At 59.4% G+C, this 19,166-nt stretch carries 22 protein-coding genes and 2 pseudogenes; 21 read left to right on the forward strand and 3 right to left on the reverse strand.

Annotation, left to right across the window (positions count from 1 at the left end):
• Positions 1-16 precede the first annotated feature (16 nt).
• Together AC2FLP_RS02200 and AC2FLP_RS02205 are read right to left on the reverse strand one after the other, a co-directional pair.
• Positions 17-1,282 carry a DEAD/DEAH box helicase gene (locus tag AC2FLP_RS02200; RefSeq protein ID WP_299894046.1) on the reverse strand — a complete coding sequence of 422 codons (1,266 nt, stop codon included), beginning with the start codon at positions 1,280-1,282 and terminating at the stop codon, positions 17-19.
• 313 nt (positions 1,283-1,595) lie between these two features.
• A complete protein-coding gene (locus AC2FLP_RS02205) occupies positions 1,596-2,132 on the reverse strand; it encodes a winged helix-turn-helix transcriptional regulator (RefSeq protein ID WP_299894043.1) in 537 nt (178 codons plus the stop codon).
• 39 nt (positions 2,133-2,171) lie between these two features.
• Here AC2FLP_RS02205 and AC2FLP_RS02210 point away from each other — a divergent pair, with 39 nt between their 5' ends.
• The 20 genes and pseudogenes from AC2FLP_RS02210 (at position 2,172) to AC2FLP_RS02305 (ending at position 17,954) form a co-directional block, all read left to right on the forward strand.
• Positions 2,172-2,549: a VOC family protein gene (locus AC2FLP_RS02210; RefSeq protein WP_117868619.1), complete on the forward strand. Its 378-nt coding sequence runs from the start codon at positions 2,172-2,174 to the stop codon at positions 2,547-2,549.
• A gap of 520 nt (positions 2,550-3,069) precedes the next feature.
• Positions 3,070-4,371, forward strand: coding sequence for a DNA-packaging protein (locus AC2FLP_RS02215; protein ID WP_496681620.1), 1,302 nt, complete (start codon positions 3,070-3,072; stop codon positions 4,369-4,371).
• A gap of 137 nt (positions 4,372-4,508) precedes the next feature.
• A complete protein-coding gene (locus AC2FLP_RS02220) occupies positions 4,509-4,928 on the forward strand; it encodes a DUF3592 domain-containing protein (RefSeq protein WP_496681016.1) in 420 nt (139 codons plus the stop codon).
• A gap of 348 nt (positions 4,929-5,276) precedes the next feature.
• Positions 5,277-6,440, forward strand: a complete 1,164-nt coding sequence (locus tag AC2FLP_RS02225; protein WP_496681014.1) for a phage portal protein — start codon at positions 5,277-5,279, stop codon at positions 6,438-6,440.
• On the forward strand, positions 6,433-6,651 hold the full coding sequence (locus AC2FLP_RS02230) for a GTA head formation protein, RCAP_rcc01685 family (RefSeq protein ID WP_299894033.1): 219 nt from the start codon (positions 6,433-6,435) through the stop codon (positions 6,649-6,651). The genes AC2FLP_RS02225 and AC2FLP_RS02230 overlap by 8 nt, the downstream gene beginning before the upstream one ends.
• Positions 6,652-6,677: 26 nt before the next feature.
• Entirely contained in the window at positions 6,678-7,223 is a 546-nt protein-coding gene (locus AC2FLP_RS02235; RefSeq protein ID WP_496681010.1) for an HK97 family phage prohead protease, read from the forward strand.
• Positions 7,224-7,257: 34 nt separating this feature from the next.
• The gene (locus AC2FLP_RS02240) at positions 7,258-8,436 is read left to right on the forward strand and encodes a phage major capsid protein (RefSeq protein WP_299894028.1); all 1,179 of its coding nucleotides are present in this window, start codon (positions 7,258-7,260) and stop codon (positions 8,434-8,436) included.
• Positions 8,437-8,606: 170 nt separating this feature from the next.
• Positions 8,607-9,206 carry a head-tail connector protein gene (locus AC2FLP_RS02245; protein ID WP_117868623.1) on the forward strand — a complete coding sequence of 200 codons (600 nt, stop codon included), beginning with the start codon at positions 8,607-8,609 and terminating at the stop codon, positions 9,204-9,206.
• Complete coding sequence (locus AC2FLP_RS02250) at positions 9,203-9,541, forward strand: phage head closure protein (protein ID WP_496681007.1); 339 nt, start codon at positions 9,203-9,205, stop codon at positions 9,539-9,541. Before AC2FLP_RS02245 ends, AC2FLP_RS02250 begins: the two co-directional genes overlap by 4 nt.
• Positions 9,538-9,951 carry a DUF3168 domain-containing protein gene (locus AC2FLP_RS02255; protein WP_299894021.1) on the forward strand — a complete coding sequence of 138 codons (414 nt, stop codon included), beginning with the start codon at positions 9,538-9,540 and terminating at the stop codon, positions 9,949-9,951. Before AC2FLP_RS02250 ends, AC2FLP_RS02255 begins: the two co-directional genes overlap by 4 nt.
• A gap of 20 nt (positions 9,952-9,971) precedes the next feature.
• Complete coding sequence (locus tag AC2FLP_RS02260; RefSeq protein WP_117868626.1) at positions 9,972-10,385, forward strand: phage major tail protein, TP901-1 family; 414 nt, start codon at positions 9,972-9,974, stop codon at positions 10,383-10,385.
• A 4-nt stretch (positions 10,386-10,389) separates the two neighbouring features.
• A complete protein-coding gene (locus AC2FLP_RS02265) occupies positions 10,390-10,710 on the forward strand; it encodes a gene transfer agent family protein (RefSeq protein ID WP_117868627.1) in 321 nt (106 codons plus the stop codon).
• The gene (locus tag AC2FLP_RS02270) at positions 10,707-10,916 is read left to right on the forward strand and encodes a rcc01693 family protein (protein ID WP_117868628.1); all 210 of its coding nucleotides are present in this window, start codon (positions 10,707-10,709) and stop codon (positions 10,914-10,916) included. The genes AC2FLP_RS02265 and AC2FLP_RS02270 overlap by 4 nt, the downstream gene beginning before the upstream one ends.
• Positions 10,903-11,565 (forward strand): RcGTA-type gene transfer agent tail tape measure protein, encoded by a 663-nt coding sequence (locus AC2FLP_RS02275; RefSeq protein WP_171204954.1) that lies wholly within the window; start codon positions 10,903-10,905, stop codon positions 11,563-11,565. Before AC2FLP_RS02270 ends, AC2FLP_RS02275 begins: the two co-directional genes overlap by 14 nt.
• A gap of 15 nt (positions 11,566-11,580) precedes the next feature.
• A complete protein-coding gene (locus AC2FLP_RS02280) occupies positions 11,581-12,213 on the forward strand; it encodes a DUF2460 domain-containing protein (RefSeq protein WP_117868630.1) in 633 nt (210 codons plus the stop codon).
• On the forward strand, positions 12,213-13,100 hold the full coding sequence (locus tag AC2FLP_RS02285) for a phage/gene transfer agent baseplate hub protein (RefSeq protein WP_299894011.1): 888 nt from the start codon (positions 12,213-12,215) through the stop codon (positions 13,098-13,100). The genes AC2FLP_RS02280 and AC2FLP_RS02285 overlap by 1 nt, the downstream gene beginning before the upstream one ends.
• Positions 13,097-13,543, forward strand: a complete 447-nt coding sequence (locus AC2FLP_RS02290) for an NlpC/P60 family protein (protein WP_171362673.1) — start codon at positions 13,097-13,099, stop codon at positions 13,541-13,543. Before AC2FLP_RS02285 ends, AC2FLP_RS02290 begins: the two co-directional genes overlap by 4 nt.
• Positions 13,543-14,865, forward strand: a pseudogene (locus tag AC2FLP_RS02295) (baseplate multidomain protein megatron); the annotation flags it as partial. The gene AC2FLP_RS02290 and the pseudogene AC2FLP_RS02295, both read left to right, overlap by 1 nt.
• Positions 14,866-15,024: 159 nt before the next feature.
• A pseudogene (locus AC2FLP_RS02300) lies at positions 15,025-17,658 on the forward strand (baseplate multidomain protein megatron); the annotation flags it as partial.
• The gene (locus AC2FLP_RS02305; protein ID WP_496681002.1) at positions 17,658-17,954 is read left to right on the forward strand and encodes a DUF7742 family protein; all 297 of its coding nucleotides are present in this window, start codon (positions 17,658-17,660) and stop codon (positions 17,952-17,954) included. The pseudogene AC2FLP_RS02300 and the gene AC2FLP_RS02305, both read left to right, overlap by 1 nt.
• Here the strand turns inward: AC2FLP_RS02305 and AC2FLP_RS02310 are convergent.
• Positions 17,935-18,273 (reverse strand): TraR/DksA family transcriptional regulator, encoded by a 339-nt coding sequence (locus AC2FLP_RS02310; RefSeq protein WP_299894003.1) that lies wholly within the window; start codon positions 18,271-18,273, stop codon positions 17,935-17,937. The two genes, AC2FLP_RS02305 and AC2FLP_RS02310, sit on opposite strands and share 20 nt — an antisense overlap.
• 83 nt (positions 18,274-18,356) lie before the next feature.
• Here AC2FLP_RS02310 and cysE point away from each other — a divergent pair, with 83 nt between their 5' ends.
• Complete coding sequence (gene cysE, locus AC2FLP_RS02315; protein ID WP_299894001.1) at positions 18,357-19,166, forward strand: serine O-acetyltransferase; 810 nt, start codon at positions 18,357-18,359, stop codon at positions 19,164-19,166.

Genomic DNA, 19,166 nt, shown 5'->3' on the forward strand with positions numbered 1-19,166 from the left:
ATTGTGCAGGCCGACCTTACGCCGCAGGGCGTTTGCCGCGTGGGCGACGCCGTTTGTTTGCTGCGGGTTTTCCTTCCCCGTTGGCGGGTTTGGGTTTGAACCCCCGGCGGCGGTTGTTCGGGCGGCGCGCCGGTTTTTCAGGTTGCACAGCTTCGGGCATCGAGCCACTGGCAACTGGGATCTCGATCTTCATCAGCTTTTGAATCTGACGCAGCAGATCAACTTCTTCCGGGGAGCAGAAGGCGATGGCTTCGCCCTCGCGCCCAGCTCGGGCGGTGCGCCCGATACGATGGACGTAGTTGTCAGGCACCTCGGGCAGGTCAAAGTTGATCACGTAGGCGACGCCCGGGATGTCGATGCCTCGGGCCGCAACGTCGGTGGCCACCAGAATGTTGATTTCACCCGCGCGGAAGGCCTTGATCGCGCGATCGCGCTGACCCTGGCTTTTGTTGCCGTGGATGGATGCGGCGTTATAGCCGTCAGCTACAAGGCCCTTCATCAGCCGTTCTGCACCATGTTTGGTGCGGGTAAAGACCAGTGTTAGGGCATCCACATCTTTCGACAGGATTTCACGCAGCTTGATTGGTTTTCCGGGTTTGGAAACGAAGTGCAACGACTGCGTAATCTTGTCCGCCGCTTTGCCCGGAGGCGAGACCTGCACCCGCTGCGGGTTGGTCAGGTAGGCCCGGCTGAGTTCTTCCATCTGCTTCGGCATGGTGGCCGAAAACAGCATGGTTTGGCGTGGAGTGCCCAGTGCCGGCGCGATTTTGCGTAGTGCATGGATAAAGCCAAGGTCGAGCATCTGGTCAGCTTCGTCCAGCACCAGATGGCGTACCGCTCCGAGATTTACTGCACCACGTTCCATCAAGTCTATCAGGCGACCCGGTGTGGCGACCAGAATATCAGTGCCACGAGAGAGAAACATTATCTGTTTATTGATCGACTGGCCGCCTACAACGGTGGCCACGCGCAGCTTGGTGCCCTTCGTCAGGGTACGGAGGCTGTCGGCGATCTGGTTCACGAGTTCGCGGGTGGGCGCCAGGATCAGCGCCTTGGAGGTTTTCGGATCTGGCTTACCAGACTGGGCCAGAAGGTGATCGATCAGAGGCAGGCCAAAAGCCAGTGTCTTGCCGGTGCCGGTTTGAGCCAGTCCCAGAATGTCGTGACCATTCAGAGCAAGCGGAATCGCCTGGTTCTGGATCGGTGTGGGTTGAGTGAAATTGGCGCGTTTAAGTGCCTCGTTCAGTGCCGGGGCAAGGCCCAGCATATCAAAGTCGAACAAATAACTATCCTTTACAGCCCGGAGCGTTGGCCCGCGGACAGGTCATGAAGGGTCGCTCGTGGGCGACCGGCAGGGGTTGTGCGAGACCTCGGAACGAGCAGGCGCATCCTGCGCCATCCGGCCGTCGCGTCAAGAACCCTGCGTGATGGGGAACTGGAATGATAAACTGGCGCTGTGGGGCGGACCAGGTCCGCTCGGGCTCACGCTACAGCGCTGTGATGGTAGGCACATGAGGGTTCGGTGGTGGAATGTCAAGCGCGGTTAAAAACTCGGGTGATCTTCCGGGTTGAAAAAGGCACTAGGCAGTAGGTGATCACAGTGGCAAGCCAACAGCCCTGCTGATCTCTTTTCCAGCATTCACGGCCTGATAGGTTGGAAATGGCATCCTCTCGGCAGTGTCAATGTTGCGCCGGATCCAGTTTCGTTCTTCCAGCTGGTGAAGGGATGAGGACAGCGCCCGATCTGTAATGATCGTGAGGCCCGATTTGATTGCCGAGAAACGATGAGGGGTGCCTGCCAGCGCCAGAACTGGCACAGTCCATGTTTTTCGCAGAAGTCTGGTTTCATCCTCAGTTCGGGCGGTAATAATTATCTTGCTGGCGACTGACGCGGCTTTGATTCCGGTTGGCGTCAGTCGAAATTCTGAACGTAGAGGATGCCCGTGACCGGGATTTCTTTCGATCATTCCTAGATCAATAAGATGAGCAAGGCTGGTTGCAAAGGCCGTTCGGCTTGCGTTGGTTGCGGCCAAAAGCGGGGCTTGTCGGCCCGGAACTTTGGCATGCAGCAGGGCAAGAATGTTCAGTGACCAAGCCCGAGATGTCAGCTTGACAAGTGTATTGATGTCCATAAAGTACAGTAGCTATATTTTTGAGCAAAAGGAAGCCTTATGCCTCTCGTTTCATTGAAAAACACTATCACACTTGCGATGTCCGTGCAGGATCGACATGCCAGCGCAGATTGGTATGCCGTCAATCTCGGGTTTGAGCTTATCCACCACATTGATGAAGCGGGGTGGAGCGAAATGCGGACGAATGTCGACGGAGTCACTTTGGGGCTGGGCGAACAGGCCGAAGCCTCTCCGGGGAACTGCGTGCCTGTCTTCGAAGTCGCGGATATCGTGGATGCGCGCAGAAAGTTGGAGGCGGCTGGAGTGGAATTTGACGGTGAAACGGAAACGATTGAGGGGATGGTCAGCACGGCCACGTTCTATGATCCGGACAGGAATGCGCTGATGTTGGCGCAGGATTTGACAGGCCAGGGCTGAGAGCATCAGGTAAAGGAATACTCAACACAGCGGTCGCCCTGCGTTGCGCTCGTGTTGCGTAACTTATTGACATTACGTACGTAATTCCGTATTGGTTATGTCATGCTAGAAGAGGCGGGCGACGGCCCGGGGCGACCCGGTGGCCGTTTTTCGCTTCTCTCGTGCGGAGAAAACTCACGCATGAGGTCGCAGGCAAACATGACTTTGATTACCCCGGAAGAGCGGATTTCCCAGACGGCTGACTTGTTGCAGTCGCTTGAGAGGTCCATTCGAGATCTGCGGCAAGCAGCGGAAGAACTGCGCAAACAGATCGGAGCCGGGGAGGATGCAGATCTTGCTGGTTCAGCCAAGCAACTCGGGCAGTTAGAGGGGCTGATCCGAAGTTGTCAGAAAGTGGAGACAAGCTTTGTCGAACAACATCACAGACAAGCCGGAATTGCCCAAGGAGGGTACGCGCTCGATCTTGACCGAGCTCGGTTTGAAGTCGCGTGCAGGTTGGCTCGCCTCCGCGCCTGTTGCGGTGCAGAACAGATTTCTGAGTGAGATCGGGGAGGGGGGGCTGTGCGCCCTCCCTTTCCTTTTTGAATTCTGGGCACTGCCGCATCAATTGCCGCCTGCTGGTGATTGGCGGTCCTGGGTGATCATGGGCGGGCGTGGTGCGGGAAAGACCCGCGCCGGGGCCGAGTGGGTTCGGTCAATGGTCGAAGGGTCGAAGCCGTTGGATAAGGGGGAGGCATGTCGTGTGGCTTTGGTCGGTGAGACCTTTGATCAGGTGCGCGATGTGATGATCTTTGGCGATAGCGGGATATTGCAATGCTCGCCGCCGGATCGTCGGCCTGTGTGGAAGGCGTCCGAGCGCAAACTGGTCTGGCCCAACGGAGCCGAGGCGCAGGCGTTTTCGGCGCATGATCCCGAAGGGTTGCGGGGCCCGCAGTTCGATGCGGCCTGGGTGGATGAGCTGGCCAAGTGGAAGAAGGCGGGCGAGACATGGGACATGCTGCAATTTGCCTTGCGGCTGGGGGATCGGCCCCGGGTCTGCGTGACGACCACACCGCGCAATGTGAAAGCATTGAAGGAGTTGCTGGCGTCTCCGTCCACTGTTGAAACCCACGCACCGACCGAGGCAAACCGGGCCAATCTGGCGGATTCATTCTTGGCAGAGGTGCGCGCGCGGTATGCGGGCACGCGGCTGGGACGGCAGGAGCTGGATGGAGTGCTGCTGTCGGATGCTGAGGGGGCTTTGTGGACCGGATCGATGCTGGAGGCGGCGCGGTGTGCGCAAGTGCCCGAGCTGGACCGTATCGTGGTGGCGCTGGACCCGGCGGTGACGGCGGGGGCGGATGCGGATGCCTGCGGGATTGTGGTCGTGGGTGCTCAGCTACAGGGGCCGCCCGAAGAGTGGCGGGCTTATGTGCTGGCCGACCGGACGGTGCAGGGCGTTGGCCCGGCGGGCTGGGCGCAGGCGGCGATTGATGCGATGGATGAGTTCGGCGCCGAGCGGTTGGTGGCCGAGGTCAATCAGGGCGGGCAGCTGGTGGAAGAGGTTGTGCGGCAGGTGGACCCTCTGGTGCCTTATCGCGCGGTGCGGGCGTCACGCGGCAAGGTAGCGCGGGCGGAGCCTGTAGCGGCCTTGTACGAACAGGGGCGAGTGTCGCATGTCGCCGGGTTGAACGCGCTGGAGGAGCAGATGTGTCAGTTGACCGCGCGCGGGTTTGAGGGGCAGGGATCGCCCGACCGGGTCGACGCGCTGGTTTGGGCATTGCATGAACTGGTGGTGGGGCCTGCGGGGGCGTATCGGCGGCCGAGGGTGCGGAGTTTGTGAAATAGGGTTTCGCAAAGCACAATGCGGTTGCGCGAATGAGGACGAGGCTCTGGCAGACTTGAACTCTACGCTTGGTTGAGTTCAATTCAGAGATATGAGTTCAAGCGCTACACCATTCGAATATTGGGACCAAATAATTGCTCAAGACACCCTATCTTCTGGTAACTGCTGCACTTGCTGCAGCGGTCGCCGCCCATTTGTATTTTGAGCCAAACCCAGAGCTTGTCATAGGATTGATATTTGCCGCTGCAGGGCTTGGCGTGCTTATTGCGCACGTGAGAGCTCGTCGCACCTGGACGAAGACAAAGGGCAAAGTGGTGAAACTGGACTACAACAAGGAACGAATTGAGTTCGAGTTCTTTGTCTCAGGTCGTTCGTATTCCGGCATTAGTGGATCGGATCCAAATTGGCATCAGGTTGGGCAAGAAATAACCGTATACTACGATGAAAATAATCCAAATAACCACAAACACCACAGTTGGTCTAACGAACTGATCTTCGGTTGGGGGGTCCTTGTGATTGGGATATTTGCAGCAATTATGAATTCGGGGTTTTAGCCTTTAGGATGCATCTGATGAATTTCCTCCAAAACGTGTTTAGACCGCAGACTGCAGATGAGCTCCCCGTTCTGACGCGAGGTTTGCATGTCCGGTTAGTCTTTGTCGCAATTTTGGTGGTTGCGTCGATTTCTGGACAAAGATCAGTTCTTTACTACGTTCTTGCATTGCCTTGGGTATACGTCATTCTCATGTTTAGTGTGATCGAGGATAGGTTCGCAAACCGAAACGATCCAGGTGAATGACCCGTTGCCCACCCCCCGTACGCCCCATTCCCGAGGCTTAAACTTCTTTCCGTCATAACTCCTTTCAACAAGCCGGGCAGAGCGGCGGCAGAAAGGAGCACAGATGGTATTCGATTTCTTGCGTCGTGGATCGGCTGGTGAGGCGCCCGAGGCGAAGGCGAGCGCTGCGGGGCCGGTGGTGGCGTGGCAGACGGGCGGGCGCGTGGCGTGGAGCCCTCGGGATGCGGTGTCGCTGACGCGGACGGGGTTTTCGGGGAACCCGGTGGGGTTTCGCTCGGTCAAGCTGATTGCCGAGGCGGCGGCGGCACTGCCTCTGGTGCTGCAGGATCAGGCGCAGCGCTATGATGCGCATCCGATCCTGTCCCTGATGCGCCGTCCGAATGCGGCGCAGGGGCGGGCGGAGTTGATGGAGACGCTGTTCGGGCAGTTGCTGCTGTCGGGCAATGCTTATGTTGAGGCGGTGCAGGCCGAGGAAGGCCTGCCGGTTGAGCTGCATGTGTTGCGATCTGACCGGATGAGCGTGGTGCCGGGGACGGATGGGTGGCCCAAGGCGTATGACTATGCAGTGGGCGGCAAGAAGCACCGGTTTGCGGCGGAAAATATCTGTCACATAAAGTCGTTCCACCCGCAGGATGATCACTATGGGTTCTCGCCGATGCAAGCTGCGGCAATGGCGATTGATGTGCATAACAGTGCGTCTCGCTGGTCAAAATCTCTGCTGGACAATGCTGCGCGGCCTTCGGGGGCGCTGGTGTGGAAGGGCGGCGATGGCCATGGGGTGATGGCCGAGGATCAATTCCGCCGTCTTAGCGATGAGATTGAGCAGAACTATCGCGGGGCGCGCAATGCAGGCCGTCCGATGGTTCTGGAGGGGGGGCTGGATTGGAAGCCAATGGGCTTTTCGCCCTCGGACATGGAGTTTCAAAAGACCAAGGAAGCCGCCGCCCGCGAGATCGCGTTGGCCTTTGGGGTCCCGCCAATGTTGCTGGGGATTCAAGGCGACGCGACCTATTCGAACTATCAGGAAGCCAACCGGGCGTTTTACCGCCTGACCGTGCTGCCCCTGGTGACGCGGGTGGCGGCGGCGGTGTCGGAGTGGCTGGTGGGGTTCTCTGGTGAGGATTTGATGCTGAAACCCGACCTGGATCAGGTATCGGCGCTGTCGGCAGAGCGAGATGCGCAATGGGCGCGTGTCAGCCGTGCCGAATTCCTGTCGGACGCTGAGAAACGCGCGTTGCTGGGGCTGCCGGAGCGTGCCGATGAGTGAGGGATATCCGCCGTTCGATTGCGCGCCGGGCCTGCGTCTGGCCGCGCATGAGCGGGTGGCCGAGATTCAGCATGCGCATTTGTGTCGGCGGCTGGATCAGATCGAAGAGATGATGGAGCGGCTGGAACGCCGGTTGTGGCTGACGGTCTATGGCGTGGCGGCGGTGATCCTGGCACAGGCGTTTCAGTCTCTGTTGGTGGTGGCGCCATGAGTTCAGCAAGTTACACGGAGAAGTTCATGGATTTGGAGCATAAGTTTGCGCGGTTTGGCGACGGGTTGTCGGTGTCCGAGGACGCAGTGATCGAGGGCTATGCCAGCCTGTTCGGTCAGGTCGATCAGGGCAGCGATGTGGTGCAGCGCGGGGCCTATCAAAGCTCGCTTGACGGGCTGGTCAAGGCGGGTCAGCGGGTCAAGATGCTGTGGCAGCACGATCCGGCGCAGCCCATCGGTATCTGGGACGAGGTGCGTGAGGATAACCGGGGCCTGTGGGTCAAGGGGCGTTTGCTGGAAAGCACGCAGAAGGGCCGCGAGGCGGCGGAGCTGATCCGGGCAGGCGCGATGGATGGTCTGTCGATTGGCTATCGCACCAAGCGGGCGGTGAAGAATGACAAGGGCCAGCGGGTCCTGACCGAACTGGAGCTGTGGGAGGTGTCCTTGGTGACGTTCCCGATGCTGCCCAGTGCGCGGGTGGCGGCGGAGGGGCGAAACCCTGACGCCGAGGAGGCCCTGCGCTGTATTGCCGACGTATTCAACGATGCCCGGCAGGAGCTGGCGCGGAACTAGCGCGCCTCAAAACCACTCAGAACAGGACATGCTGATGAGCAAGACCGAAACCCCGGCCTTGACCGGAGAGGGTGCGCCCCTGGTTCAGGAGGTGAAGCAGGCGATGGCTGGCTTCGTAAATGAATTCAAGGGCCTGAAAGCCGAAGTTAAAACCAAACTGCAACAGACAGAAGAGCGACTGACCATGCTGGATCGTAAATCAACTATCGCGGCACGCCCGCATCTTGCGGCTTCGATCGAGGACGGAGCCCCACATCAGAAGGCATTTGATGCCTATGTGCGGTCTGGCGAAGATGACGGGCTGCGCGGCCTCGAGATGGAAGCCAAATCGCTGTCCTCAGCGGTCAACAGCGATGGTGGCTATCTGGTTGATCCGCAGACCGCCGAGACGATCAAGTCCGTTTTGAACTCGACGGCATCTATCCGGTCGATTGCATCGGTTGTGAATGTCGAGGCAAATTCGTTCGACGTGCTGATTGATCACACCGATGTAGGTGCGGGCTGGGCGGATGAAAACTCGGCCACGGCGGAAACCGGAACCCCGTCGATCGATCGCATCTCGATCCAGCTGCACGAGCTGAGCGCTCTGCCCAAGGCGTCGCAGCGTCTGCTGGATGACAGCGCCTTCGATGTCGAAGGTTGGCTGGCCGGGCGCATTGCCGACAAATTTGCACGCGCTGAGGCGGCGGCTTTCATCAACGGCGATGGCGTCGACAAGCCCAAAGGGTTGATGATCCACCGAGCCGTACCGAATGATGCGTGGTCCTGGGGCAGCCTGGGCTATGTTGCGACTGGTATTGATGCAGGTATCGACGCGGATGCGATTGTCGATGTGGTTTATGCGCTGGGCGCGCAATACCGGGTCAATGGCACCTTCGTGATGAATTCGAAGACCGCAGGTCTGATCCGCAAGTTGAAAGACAGCGATGGCCGCTTCCTGTGGTCCGATGGTCTGGCCGCAGGTGAGCCGGCGCGTCTGATGGGGTATCCGGTACTGATCGCCGAGGACATGCCGGATGTGGCATCCGACAGTTTCTCAATTACATTTGGTGACTTCCAGGCTGGTTACACCATTGCCGAGCGTCCTGATCTGCGCGTGCTGCGCGATCCGTTCAGCGCCAAGCCGCATGTGCTGTTCTATGCGACCAAACGCGTCGGCGGCGATGTCAGCGATTTCGCTGCGATCAAGCTGGTGAAATTCGGCACCGCCTAACGCGGGCTGAATCCGGGGGGCGCTGGCCCCTCGGACGGCGGGCGCGGGCCGGGGTGAGATCCTCTGCGTTGTCTAGCTGCTCCCCTCCGTCCGAGCAACGTGGGGCGGCGCGTGCCCGTCATTTTCCAAGGATGGGGCCCCGGAGGGGTCCGAGATTGCGGAGTGAGTGGATGATGTTGATCGAAGAGGCCGCCATCGCGGATGCGGCGCTGCCGGTGGATCAGTTCAAGGCGCATCTGAGATTGGGCACGGGTTTTGCCGAGGATGATGTGCAGAACGAAGTGTTGAAGGGGTTCCTGCGAGCCGCCATTGCGGCGATCGAGGCACGCACCGGCACGGTTCTGATCGCGCGGAACTTCTCGTGGAGTTTGTACAGGTGGCGCGACCCATCGGGAGAGGTGTTGCCCGTGGCCCCGGTGGTTTCAGTGCTGGCTTTGACGCTGACCGACAAGAGCGGCGCTGAAACGGCTGCAGACGCCGCAACTTATCGGCTGGAGCATGATAGCCAACGGCCCCGGGTGCGTCCTATGGGATCCAGCCTGCCTGCCATCAAAACGGGTGGTTCTGCTAAGATTTCTTTTGTCGCGGGGATGGCTCAGGATTGGGGCGGGTTGCCTGCTGATCTGGGGCAGGCGGTATTGCTGCTGGCGGCGCATTACTATGAATACCGAGATGAAACCTCATTGGGCGCGGGTTGTATGCCCTTTGGTGTCACCAGCCTGATCCAGCGCTATCGCATGGTGCGTTTCGGGGCGGGGATTTCGCAATGAAAACGCCGCATCTGAACCGTAAACTGGTGCTGGAGGCGCCAATGCGAAGTGCTGATGGGTCGGGGGGTTATACCGAAACATGGGCTGCGATGGGGACACTGTGGGCCGAAGTGACGGCGCGCAGTGGAGCAGAACGGCAGATCGCTGGAATTTCCGTGTCGCGTGTCGGGTATCGCATCGTGGTGCGTGGGGCGCGCATGGGGTCTTCGAGGCGTCCCGCGCCTGATCAGCGGTTTCGCGAGGGCAATCGGCGTTTTGTAATCCGGGCCGTGGCCGAACTTGACGCCCGCGGCAAGTACCTGACCTGTTTCGCAGATGAAGAGGTGGCGGCATGAGCTATGGCGTTTCTGCCGTTTTGCAGGCGGCCGTGTATCAGCAGCTTTCAGCGGACGCAGCAGTCAGCAGTCAATCGGGTGGCGCGATCTATGATGCAGTACCCGCAGGAACCGTGCCGCAGACCTATGTGATGCTGGGCCCGGAAGAGGTGCGAGACGCCTCGGACCGATCAGGCACGGGCGCAATACACCGTTTCACCGTTTCAGTGGTGTCCGAGTCGGCAGGATTTGGCGCTGCTAAGACACTGGCCGGCGCGGTGTGTGACGCGCTGGAAAACGCGCCACTTAACCTGGATCGCGGTCGGCTGGTGGGACTGTGGTTCGAGCGCGCTTCGGCCCGGCGTACCGGGACCGGCGGCACCATCCGCCAGATCGACCTGAAATTCCGCGCTCGCGTGGAAGATGACTAAGCAATCAACGGAGAGAGCACATGGCTGCCCAGAACGGAAAAGACCTTTTGGTCAAAGTGGATATGAACGGCACCGGCCTGTTCCAGACGATCGCGGGGCTACGGGCCACGCGAATCAGTTTCAATGCTGAAAGTGTGGATGTCACCAGCCTGGAAAGTCAGGGTGGATGGCGCGAGCTATTGTCTGGGGCAGGGGTCAAATCAGCTTCGATCTCCGGTTCCGGTGTATTCAGGGATGCCGGCACTGATGAGCGTGCGCGGCAGTTGTTCTTCGATGGTGAAACTCCGGCCTTTCAGGTCATCATCCCTGATTTTGGGGTTGTTGAAGGTCGCTTTCAGGTCACCAGCATCGAGTACGCAGGTTCGCACAACGGTGAGGCGACCTATGAGATGAGCATGGCCAGTGCCGGTGCTCTGACCTTTACGGCGCTTTGATCCGATGGCCAATCCGTGGACAGGCGAGGTGGCGCTGACCATCGATGGCGAGCAGCGGGTGCTCAAGCTGACGCTTGGTGCTTTGGCGGAGCTGGAGCAGGAGCTGAATGCAGGATCGCTGGTTGAGCTGGTGCAACGGTTTGAGGGCGGAGCGTATTCCAGTGCGGATGTTTTGGCCCTCATCGTTGCCGGTCTGCGGGGCGGTGGCTGGAACGTTGCCCGGGCCGACCTGATGCATGCCGAGATCGAAGGCGGCCCCATGGCTGCAGCCAGAACTGGAGCCGAATTGTTGGCGCGCGCCTTCATGGTGCCGGAGGGCACATGAGCGGGTTCGACTGGCCTGCCCTGATGAGGGCCGGATTTTTGGGGCTGCGACTGACGCCGGATCAATTCTGGCGTCTGACCCCGGCAGAGCTGCGGCTGATGCTGGGGCAGGGGTCCGGCGTGTCCGCAATGAACCGGGCGGGGTTGGATGCTTTGCTGGCGGCTTATCCGGACAAGACACAAGGAGAGCGTGATGACAGATCGTGACGGGTTTGATGACCTGCAAGAACGTGGAGAAGCGCTGGGCGATTCCCTCGGCGATGCTGCGACTATGGCGGCGGCGTTTGACAGCCAGATGAAGCGCATCAGTGCCGCATTTGAAGAGACCGGCAAGGATGTCGCCACGCTGGAGCGTGGCATGTCCAGCGGATTGCGCAAGGCCTTCGATGGTGTCGTTCTGGATGGGATGAGTCTTTCCGGCGCGCTGGATGTCCTGAAGAACTCCTTGATCCAAACGGCTTATGCGGCTGCGATCAAGCCGGTAACGGATCACTTTGGCGGAATGCTAGCCAACACGGTTGGCGGGTTGGTGAAGGGAATTCTGCCTTTTGCTGATGGCGGCAGCTTCAGCCAGGGCCGGGTGATGCCCTTCGCCAATGGTGGTGTGGTCAGCGGCCCGACAACGTTTCCCATGCGCGGCGGCACCGGGCTGATGGGAGAAGCCGGGCCTGAGGCGATCATGCCGCTGGCGCGTGGGGCCGATGGCAAGCTGGGCGTGCGGACGCAGGGTGCTGGGCGTGCTGTGAATGTGGTGATGAACATTTCAACACCGGACGTTCAAGGGTTCCGCCGGTCTCAGGGGCAGATAGCGGCCCAGATGAGCCGCGCGCTGGGGCGTGGCAATCGCAATAGATAAATCAGGGAGCAGCTGATGAATTTCCACGAGGTGAGATTTCCCGCCAGTCTAAGCTTTGGCTCGGTCGGCGGCCCGGAACGGCGGACGGACATTGTGACGTTGGCCAATGGCTTTGAAGAGCGCAACACGCCCTGGGCCCATTCGCGCCGCCGATATGATGCGGGGTTGGGAATGCGTTCGCTGGACGATATCGAGACGCTGATTTCGTTCTTCGAAGCACGACAGGGTCAGATGTTCGGCTTTCGCTGGAAAGACTGGTCGGATTTCAAATCCGGCAAGGCCACGGTGGACACCAGTTTCGGAGATCAGGTGATCGCCAAAGGCGACGGTACACGCACCGAGTTTCAGTTGATCAAGACCTACCATTCGGGCGGGGTCAGCTATGCGCGCCCTATCGTAAAACCGGTATTGGGTACAGTGCGTCTGGGTCTGGATCAGGATGAGGTCCGCGAGGGCGTGGATTTTGATGTTGAACTGACGACGGGCAAGGTCACGTTTGCGGACCCGCCGCCGGAAGAGATCGATATCACCGCGGGTTTTGAGTTTGATGTGCCGGTGCGCTTTGACACCGACAAAATCCAGACCAGTGTCGCCAGTTTTCAGGCCGGTGATGTACCGAACGTTCCTGTGGTTGAGGTGCGCATCTGATGGCTCAAGATATACAGGGCCTGCACACGCATTTGCAGAGCGGGATGACAACGGTCTGCCGTTGTTGGGCGATCAAACGCAAGGACGGTCAGGAATACGGTTTTACCGACCACGACATGGAGCTGAGTTTTGACGGGTTGACCTTCAAGGCCAGTACCGGCCTGACGGCCGCTGCCATCGAGCAAGCCACGGGCCTGTCCATCGACAACACGGAAGCAATGGGCGCTCTGTCTGACGCGGCCATTCGCGACGTGGATATCGAGGCAGGACGTTTTGACGGGGCCGACGTGCGCGCCTGGTTGGTCAACTGGGCCGATCTGGATCAGCGCGTCCTTCAGTTCCGTGGTTCAATTGGTGAGTTGCGCCGCTCTGGCGGCGCTTTCCATGCGGAATTGCGTGGCCTGACCGACTTGCTGAACCGCCCTTTGGGGCGTGTTTACCAGAAGCCCTGCACGGCTGTGTTGGGGGATCGGGCCTGCCGGTTCAACACCGACACACCGGGCTATTGGTTCGAAGGTGTGATCTCGGGTTTCGATGGCGGCACCCTTCTGCATGTTGCAGGGGGTCAAACCATTGAAGAAGGCTGGTTCGAACGGGGTCGCGTTGATGTTGTTTCCGGTTCTGCCAAGGGGTTGTGGTCGTCGATCAAGAACGACAGGCAGACTGCAACAGGGCGAGAGATCACACTTTGGTCCGGATTCGGGGCAAGCCTGGCGATTGGCGACAGTGTTAAACTGCGGGCAGGATGCGACAAGCGCATGGAAACCTGCCAGTTCAAGTTCGACAACTTTCTGAATTTTCAAGGGTTCCCAGATCTTCCGGGCGAAGACTGGGTCATGGCTGTTCCCAAGAAAAGCAAAGCCAATAGCGGAGGCAGCATACGGTGACGACGTGTAGAGAGGATATTGTGGCCGAGGCGCGCAATTGGCTTGGAACGCCCTATGTGCATCAGGCCTCGTTCAAGGGTGCCGGTGCGGATTGTCTGGGCCTGTTGCGGGGCGTTTGGCGCGCTGTGATCGGGCAGGAACCTGAATCTGTTCCGGCATACAGCATAGACTGGTCCGAGCCGCAGGGTGAGGAACGTATGTGGGTGGCTGCCAGGCGGCATCTGGTCGAAAAACCAATAGGCAAGATGGCTTCGGGGGACGTTCTGTTGTTTCGGATGCGCGACACAAGCGTCGCCAAGCATTTGGGCATCGTTTGTACCACGCAACCCGAGCCCCGCTTTATTCACGCGTATTCCGGCCATGGCGTGGTGGAAAACGCACTGAGCAGGCCTTGGTACCGCCGTATCGTTTCCTGTTTCGAATTCCCGATGGAGATGTATTGATGGCCACTATTCTTCTTTCCGCAGCCGGGGCTGCGCTGGGCGGTTCGATTGGGGGCACGGTCGCGGGCCTTTCAACCGCAGTTATCGGTCGGGCCGTCGGTGCGACGGTCGGGCGGGTCCTTGATCAGAAGTTCTTTAACCAGTCCGTTATGGGCAGTGGCAGTGAAGTCGTCGAAACCGGCCGCATGGATCGATTTCGGTTGACGGAAACCGGCGAAGGCGCGCCGGTGACCACCGTGTTTGGCCGTATGCGTGTGGGTGGTCAGGTCATTTGGGCTTCGGACTTTTTGGAGACCCAGACGACGACCACAGAGGGTGGTGGCGGGGGTGGCAAAGGAAAACCCAAGACCCCTGAGGTGACTACCGTCACGTACAGTTACTCGATTTCGCTGGCAATTGCGGTTGGCGCCGGTGAGATTGCCGATGTCGCGCGCATTTGGGCGGATGGAGAAGAACAAGATCGATCCGGCCTCAACATGCGGGTTTATCATGGCACGCGGGATCAGTTGCCGGATCCGCTGATCGAGGCAATTGAAGGTGCTGGAACAGTTCCGGCATATCGCGGAACGGCCTATGTCGTGATCGAGGACTTCCCGCTCGGCGCTTTCGGCAACCGGGTGCCGCAGTTTTCATTTGAAATTGTTCGCCCCACGCAGCGAGACATGCCCGATCATGACAGCGCGGTGTCTCAGATCGTGCGCGGGGTCGCCATGATACCGGGGACCGGAGAATACGCTCTGGCCAGCTCTCAGGTGAATTACTCACAATCTGGTAAAAGCTGGCCAGCCAACGCACATTCCGCGTCTGGTGCCTCGGATCTTGTATCCTCGACCGGTGCTCTGGAAAGCGAGTTGCCCAATTGTGATGCCGCATCACTGGTGGTGTCGTGGTTCGGCGACGATCTGAGATGCGGGCAATGCAAAATTCGGCCCAAGATCGAACAGCGTGAGATAGACAGCAACGATATGCCCTGGATCGTGTCTGATCAGGCCCGAAGCGACGCGGGGCTTGTGGCTCGGCAGAACGGCCGACCGGTCTATGGGGGGACTCCGGCCGATGCGGCAGTGGTCCAGGCGATCCGCCATCTGAACCAATCCGGTAAACGGGTGATGTTTTATCCTTTCATCCTGATGGAGCAATTGCCGGGGAACGGGCTGCCTGATCCCTGGTCGGATGCTTCAAGTCAGCCTCACCTGCCATGGCGTGGGCGGATTACCCTGGATGTGGCGCCGGGGCACCCGGGTTCTTCGGACCAGACGGCATGGGCCGATGCACAGGTCGCTGCGTTCTTTGGATCAGCACGTGCACAGGATTTTGCGATCAACCAGGATTCGAACGGATCGGGCGGTACCGGCGGCGGCACGGGTGGTCCGGTCAGGCCCAGACCGGGTGGCCGACCTGATGACAGAGGCGATACCGGTTTAACCTAGGTAACCGGGGGCGGTAACCTTGGCGGGTTGCTGGGGGACAGCGGCGTCACGGCCAAAGAAATCATCAAATACACCGGCCCTCAGGAATGGAGCCTGCGGCGTTTCATTCTGCACTATGCCATGTTGTGCAAGGCTGCCGGCGGTGTTTCGTCATTCTGCATATCGTCCGAGATGCGGGGCCTGACCCAGATCAGGGGGGCTTCGGGCTTTCCGGCCGTTGCGCAGCTTCGCGTCTTGGCGGCCGAGATCCGTCAGATTCTGGGGCCGGACACGAAAATCGGCTATGCAGCGGACTGGAGTGAGTATTTTGGATACCAGCCAGAAGGCACCGGCGACAGGTATTTTCACCTCGACCCTCTTTGGGCGGACGACAACATCGATTTCATCGGCATCGACAACTACATGCCGTTGTCCGATTGGCGTGATGGTGAACACCATCTGGACGCCGAGGCCGGCGCGCCTTCGATCTACGACCTGAGTTATCTTCGCAGCAACATTGAAGGCGGTGAAGGATATGACTGGTATTACGCCTCTCCGGAAGAGGCGGAAGCGCAGATCAGAACTCCGATCGAAGATCAGGGGCATGACGAGCCGTGGATCTGGCGATACAAGGACCTGCGCAACTGGTGGTCGAATCCGCATCACGAACGGATCGGAGGCGTGCGTCAACCCAACCCGACCGATTGGGTGCCCGGCTCGAAACCGATCTGGTTCACCGAGTTAGGGTGTGCGGCAATCGACAAGGGCACGAACCAGCCGAACAAATTCCTGGACCCAAAGTCATCGGAATCGCTGTTGCCTGCGTATTCAATCGGGCTGCGCGACGACTTCATCCAGGTTCAGTATCTGGCCGCGATGCTTGGCTATTGGAGCGATCCGAAGGTCAATCCGATCTCGGACATCTACAACGCGCCGATGCTGGATATGGCAAACGCGTATGTCTGGGCATGGGATACCCGTCCATTTCCTACCTTTCCAAACCTGAGAAGCCAGTGGGGCGATGGCGAGAACTATCCCAGAGGGCACTGGCTGAACGGTCGGTCCGGGTCTCGTACGTTGGCATCCGTGGTGACCGAGATCTGCCACGGCGCAGGTGTCACGGATATCGATGTCTCTGGTCTGTACGGTGTGGTCCGCGGGTATGTCATCGAAGATGTAACAAACGCCCGTTCCGCCTTGCAGCCGCTGATGCTGCGCTATGGGTTTGATGCGATCGAAAGGGATGGAGTGTTGAAGTTCCAGATGCGCGACGGGTACGGCGCAGTTGCCTTGAACCCCGATCATCTGGCGATCAGCAGCGATCTTGAAAGCTCGCTCGAATACCGGCGCGAGGCCGAGGCCGAGATGACCGGGCGCGTTCGCCTGCGTTTTGTTCAGTCGGACGCGGATCATGATGTCGTCGCGGAAGAGGCGGTTTTGCCCGATGATCGCACCCATTCCGTATCGGTGAATGAGATGCCCCTGTCCATGACCCGCACCGAAGGGCGGCAAACCGCCGAACGTTGGTTGAGCGAAGCCAGAGTTTCCCGCGATACGGTTCGGTTTGCGCTTCCGCCGTCTCAAGTGCACCTGGGGGCAGGAGATCTGGTTCGTTTGACAGACGCTGAAACCGGGCCGGTGTACCGGATTGACCGGTTGGAATCCGCTGACCTGCAACTGGTTGAAGCGGTCCGGATCGAGCAGGGCGTGTACAAGGCATCCGAATTGAATGACGACCCGGCAACGGTCAGACCGTATGCCGCGCCGGTTCCCGTGCTGCCGGTCTTTCTGGACCTGCCCTTGATCACCGGGGCCGAGGCCCCTCACGCGCCCTATCTGGCGGTTACCGGAGACCCATGGCCTGGGGCTGCAACGGTCTATTCCTCGTCCAGTGACGATAGCTATCGCCTGAGCGATGTCATTGCCCAACGGGCAGTGGTCGGCGTAACCGAAACACCGCTGAGGCGCGCCAGTTTCGGTGTCTGGGATGAGGGCCCTGCCTTGAAGGTCAGACTGCTTGCGGGTCAGTTGGAATCCCGTCCTCGCAGCTCGGTAATGAATGGTGTCAATCTCGCTGCAATCGGTGATGGAACACCCGGTAACTGGGAAGTTTTTCAGTTCTCTGACGCGGCGCTCGAGGCCCCGGACGTATACGCATTGTCCGGGCGGCTCAGGGGGCAATTGGGAACAGACGCTTTGATGCCTGATGTCTGGTCGGATGGATCAGTATTCGTTCTGCTGAATGACAGGGTGCAACAGATCAGCCTGCTGCGAAACGAAAGGCGTCTTGCCAAGCATTATCGCATAGGGCCTGCAACCCGCGGCTATGATGACGCGTCCTATCAACACCTGATTGCCTCGTTTGATGGCAACGGATTGCGCCCGTACGCGCCAGTGCACATGCGGCTTCGGTCTGGTGCTGCCGTTGATGAGCTTACCTGGATTCGACGTGCCCGAACAGATGCGGACGACTGGTCGGGGCTGGAGATCCCCTTGGGAGAAGAAAGCGAATCCTATCTGGTCCGTGTCATTGCGGGTGGAACCCTTGTGCGTGAAGAACTGACATCCGAGCCAAGGTGGACCTATTCGACAGCCATGAAAGCGGCGGATGGTCTGACAGGGGGTTATGAGGTCGACGTGGCCCAGGTATCTGCTGTATTCGGACCGGGTGCTTGGTCGCGTCTTGTGGTTGGCCAAGCAGCCTGATGCGGCCGGTTCTTCATGGGGATGTCAGTGCTGCGGCGCGCGCCTTGCTGGTCGTGCCGCAGCCGGACCGGGAGGCTTTGTTTACCCGGATGATCCACGAGGCGGAATTGGCCGACAGGCATTTGGAGCGCACGGGCAAGCTCCACCCGATTTACGGCAATGGTTCACTTATGGCCGTTGCGCGAAACAGGGTCCTGGCAGATGAACCCGGGTTTGATGATCTGCAATACTGTCAGTGTTTTGAGGTGGTTCTGCACCAGCTTGCCAGATTTCAGACTATCCGGACGCGCAGCTGACGCATTTGCTGGCCGCCAGATCCAGATTCAGCCGCCCATCCGGAATACGTTCGCCGCAGTCTTCGCAATATCCGAACTCGCCGTCGTCAAGCCGCGCCAACGCGGCCAGAAGCCGGCGTGTTTCTACATCGCGATTGGCCTGCTGTGCCTTGGCCATGGCCTGGTTTTGCAGTGCATCCATGCGACTCAGCCGTCCAACGGCCTGTTGATCCAGCTCGACAATGGCCTGAGCCTGCTGTCCCGAGGCTGACACCTCTTGCAATTCCGCCAATCGTTCGCGAATTCGTGTTTCGAATTGGGTGCGCTCTGACTCATTCATTTTCGTTACATGACCGATCATGGGTTTGCGTTTGGTCTTTTTGCCACTAAATGGCATTCTAGGCGCAGCAAAGGATTAAAACCATGTTCGAAAAGCGCAGCCATGTGACACCGGTTGATCCGGTCTGGAACCGTATCACATCCGAGGCCCATGCGGCCGTCGAGAAAGAACCCCTCATGGGGGGTCTCGTGCACGCCTGTATCCTACATCACCGCAGCCTTGAACGCGCGCTTTCATATCGGGTGGCGGCCAAGCTGTGCTCGAACGAAATGTCGATGATGGTCCTGCGTGAAGTTGTGGATGAGGCATATGCCGACGATCCGGGTTTGCTCGAAGCCGCCCGCGCGGACCTAATGGCCGTTTACGAACGTGATCCGGCCTGCCACCGGTTGCTGCAGCCGATCCTGTACTTTAAAGGTTACCAGGCCATGCAGGCGTATCGCGTGGCGCATTGGCTGTGGCGCAAGGGTCGTCACGATCTCGCGTATTTCTTCCAGATGCGTTCGTCCGAGATTTTCGGCATCGACATTCATCCGGCCGCAAAGATCGGCAAAGGCATCATGATCGACCATGCCCATTCCATCGTGATTGGCGAGACGGCAGTGGTTGGCGACAATGTATCGATGCTGCATTCCGTGACGCTGGGTGGAACCGGCAAGGAAGAAGAACAGCGCCATCCTACAATCGGAAATGGCGTGCTGATCGGGGCAGGGGCCAAAGTCCTGGGCAATATCGAAGTTGGCCATTGCAGCCGCATCGCCGCCGGGTCAGTGGTTCTGCAAGAAGTGCCGCCTTGCAAGACGGTCGCCGGTATCCCCGCCAAGATCGTGGGGGAAGCCGGGTGCGACCAGCCTTCGATCTCGATGGATCATATGCTGGGCAAGGATCAGTAA

It is taken from the genome of Ruegeria sp. CDSA141, assembly GCF_059612005.1.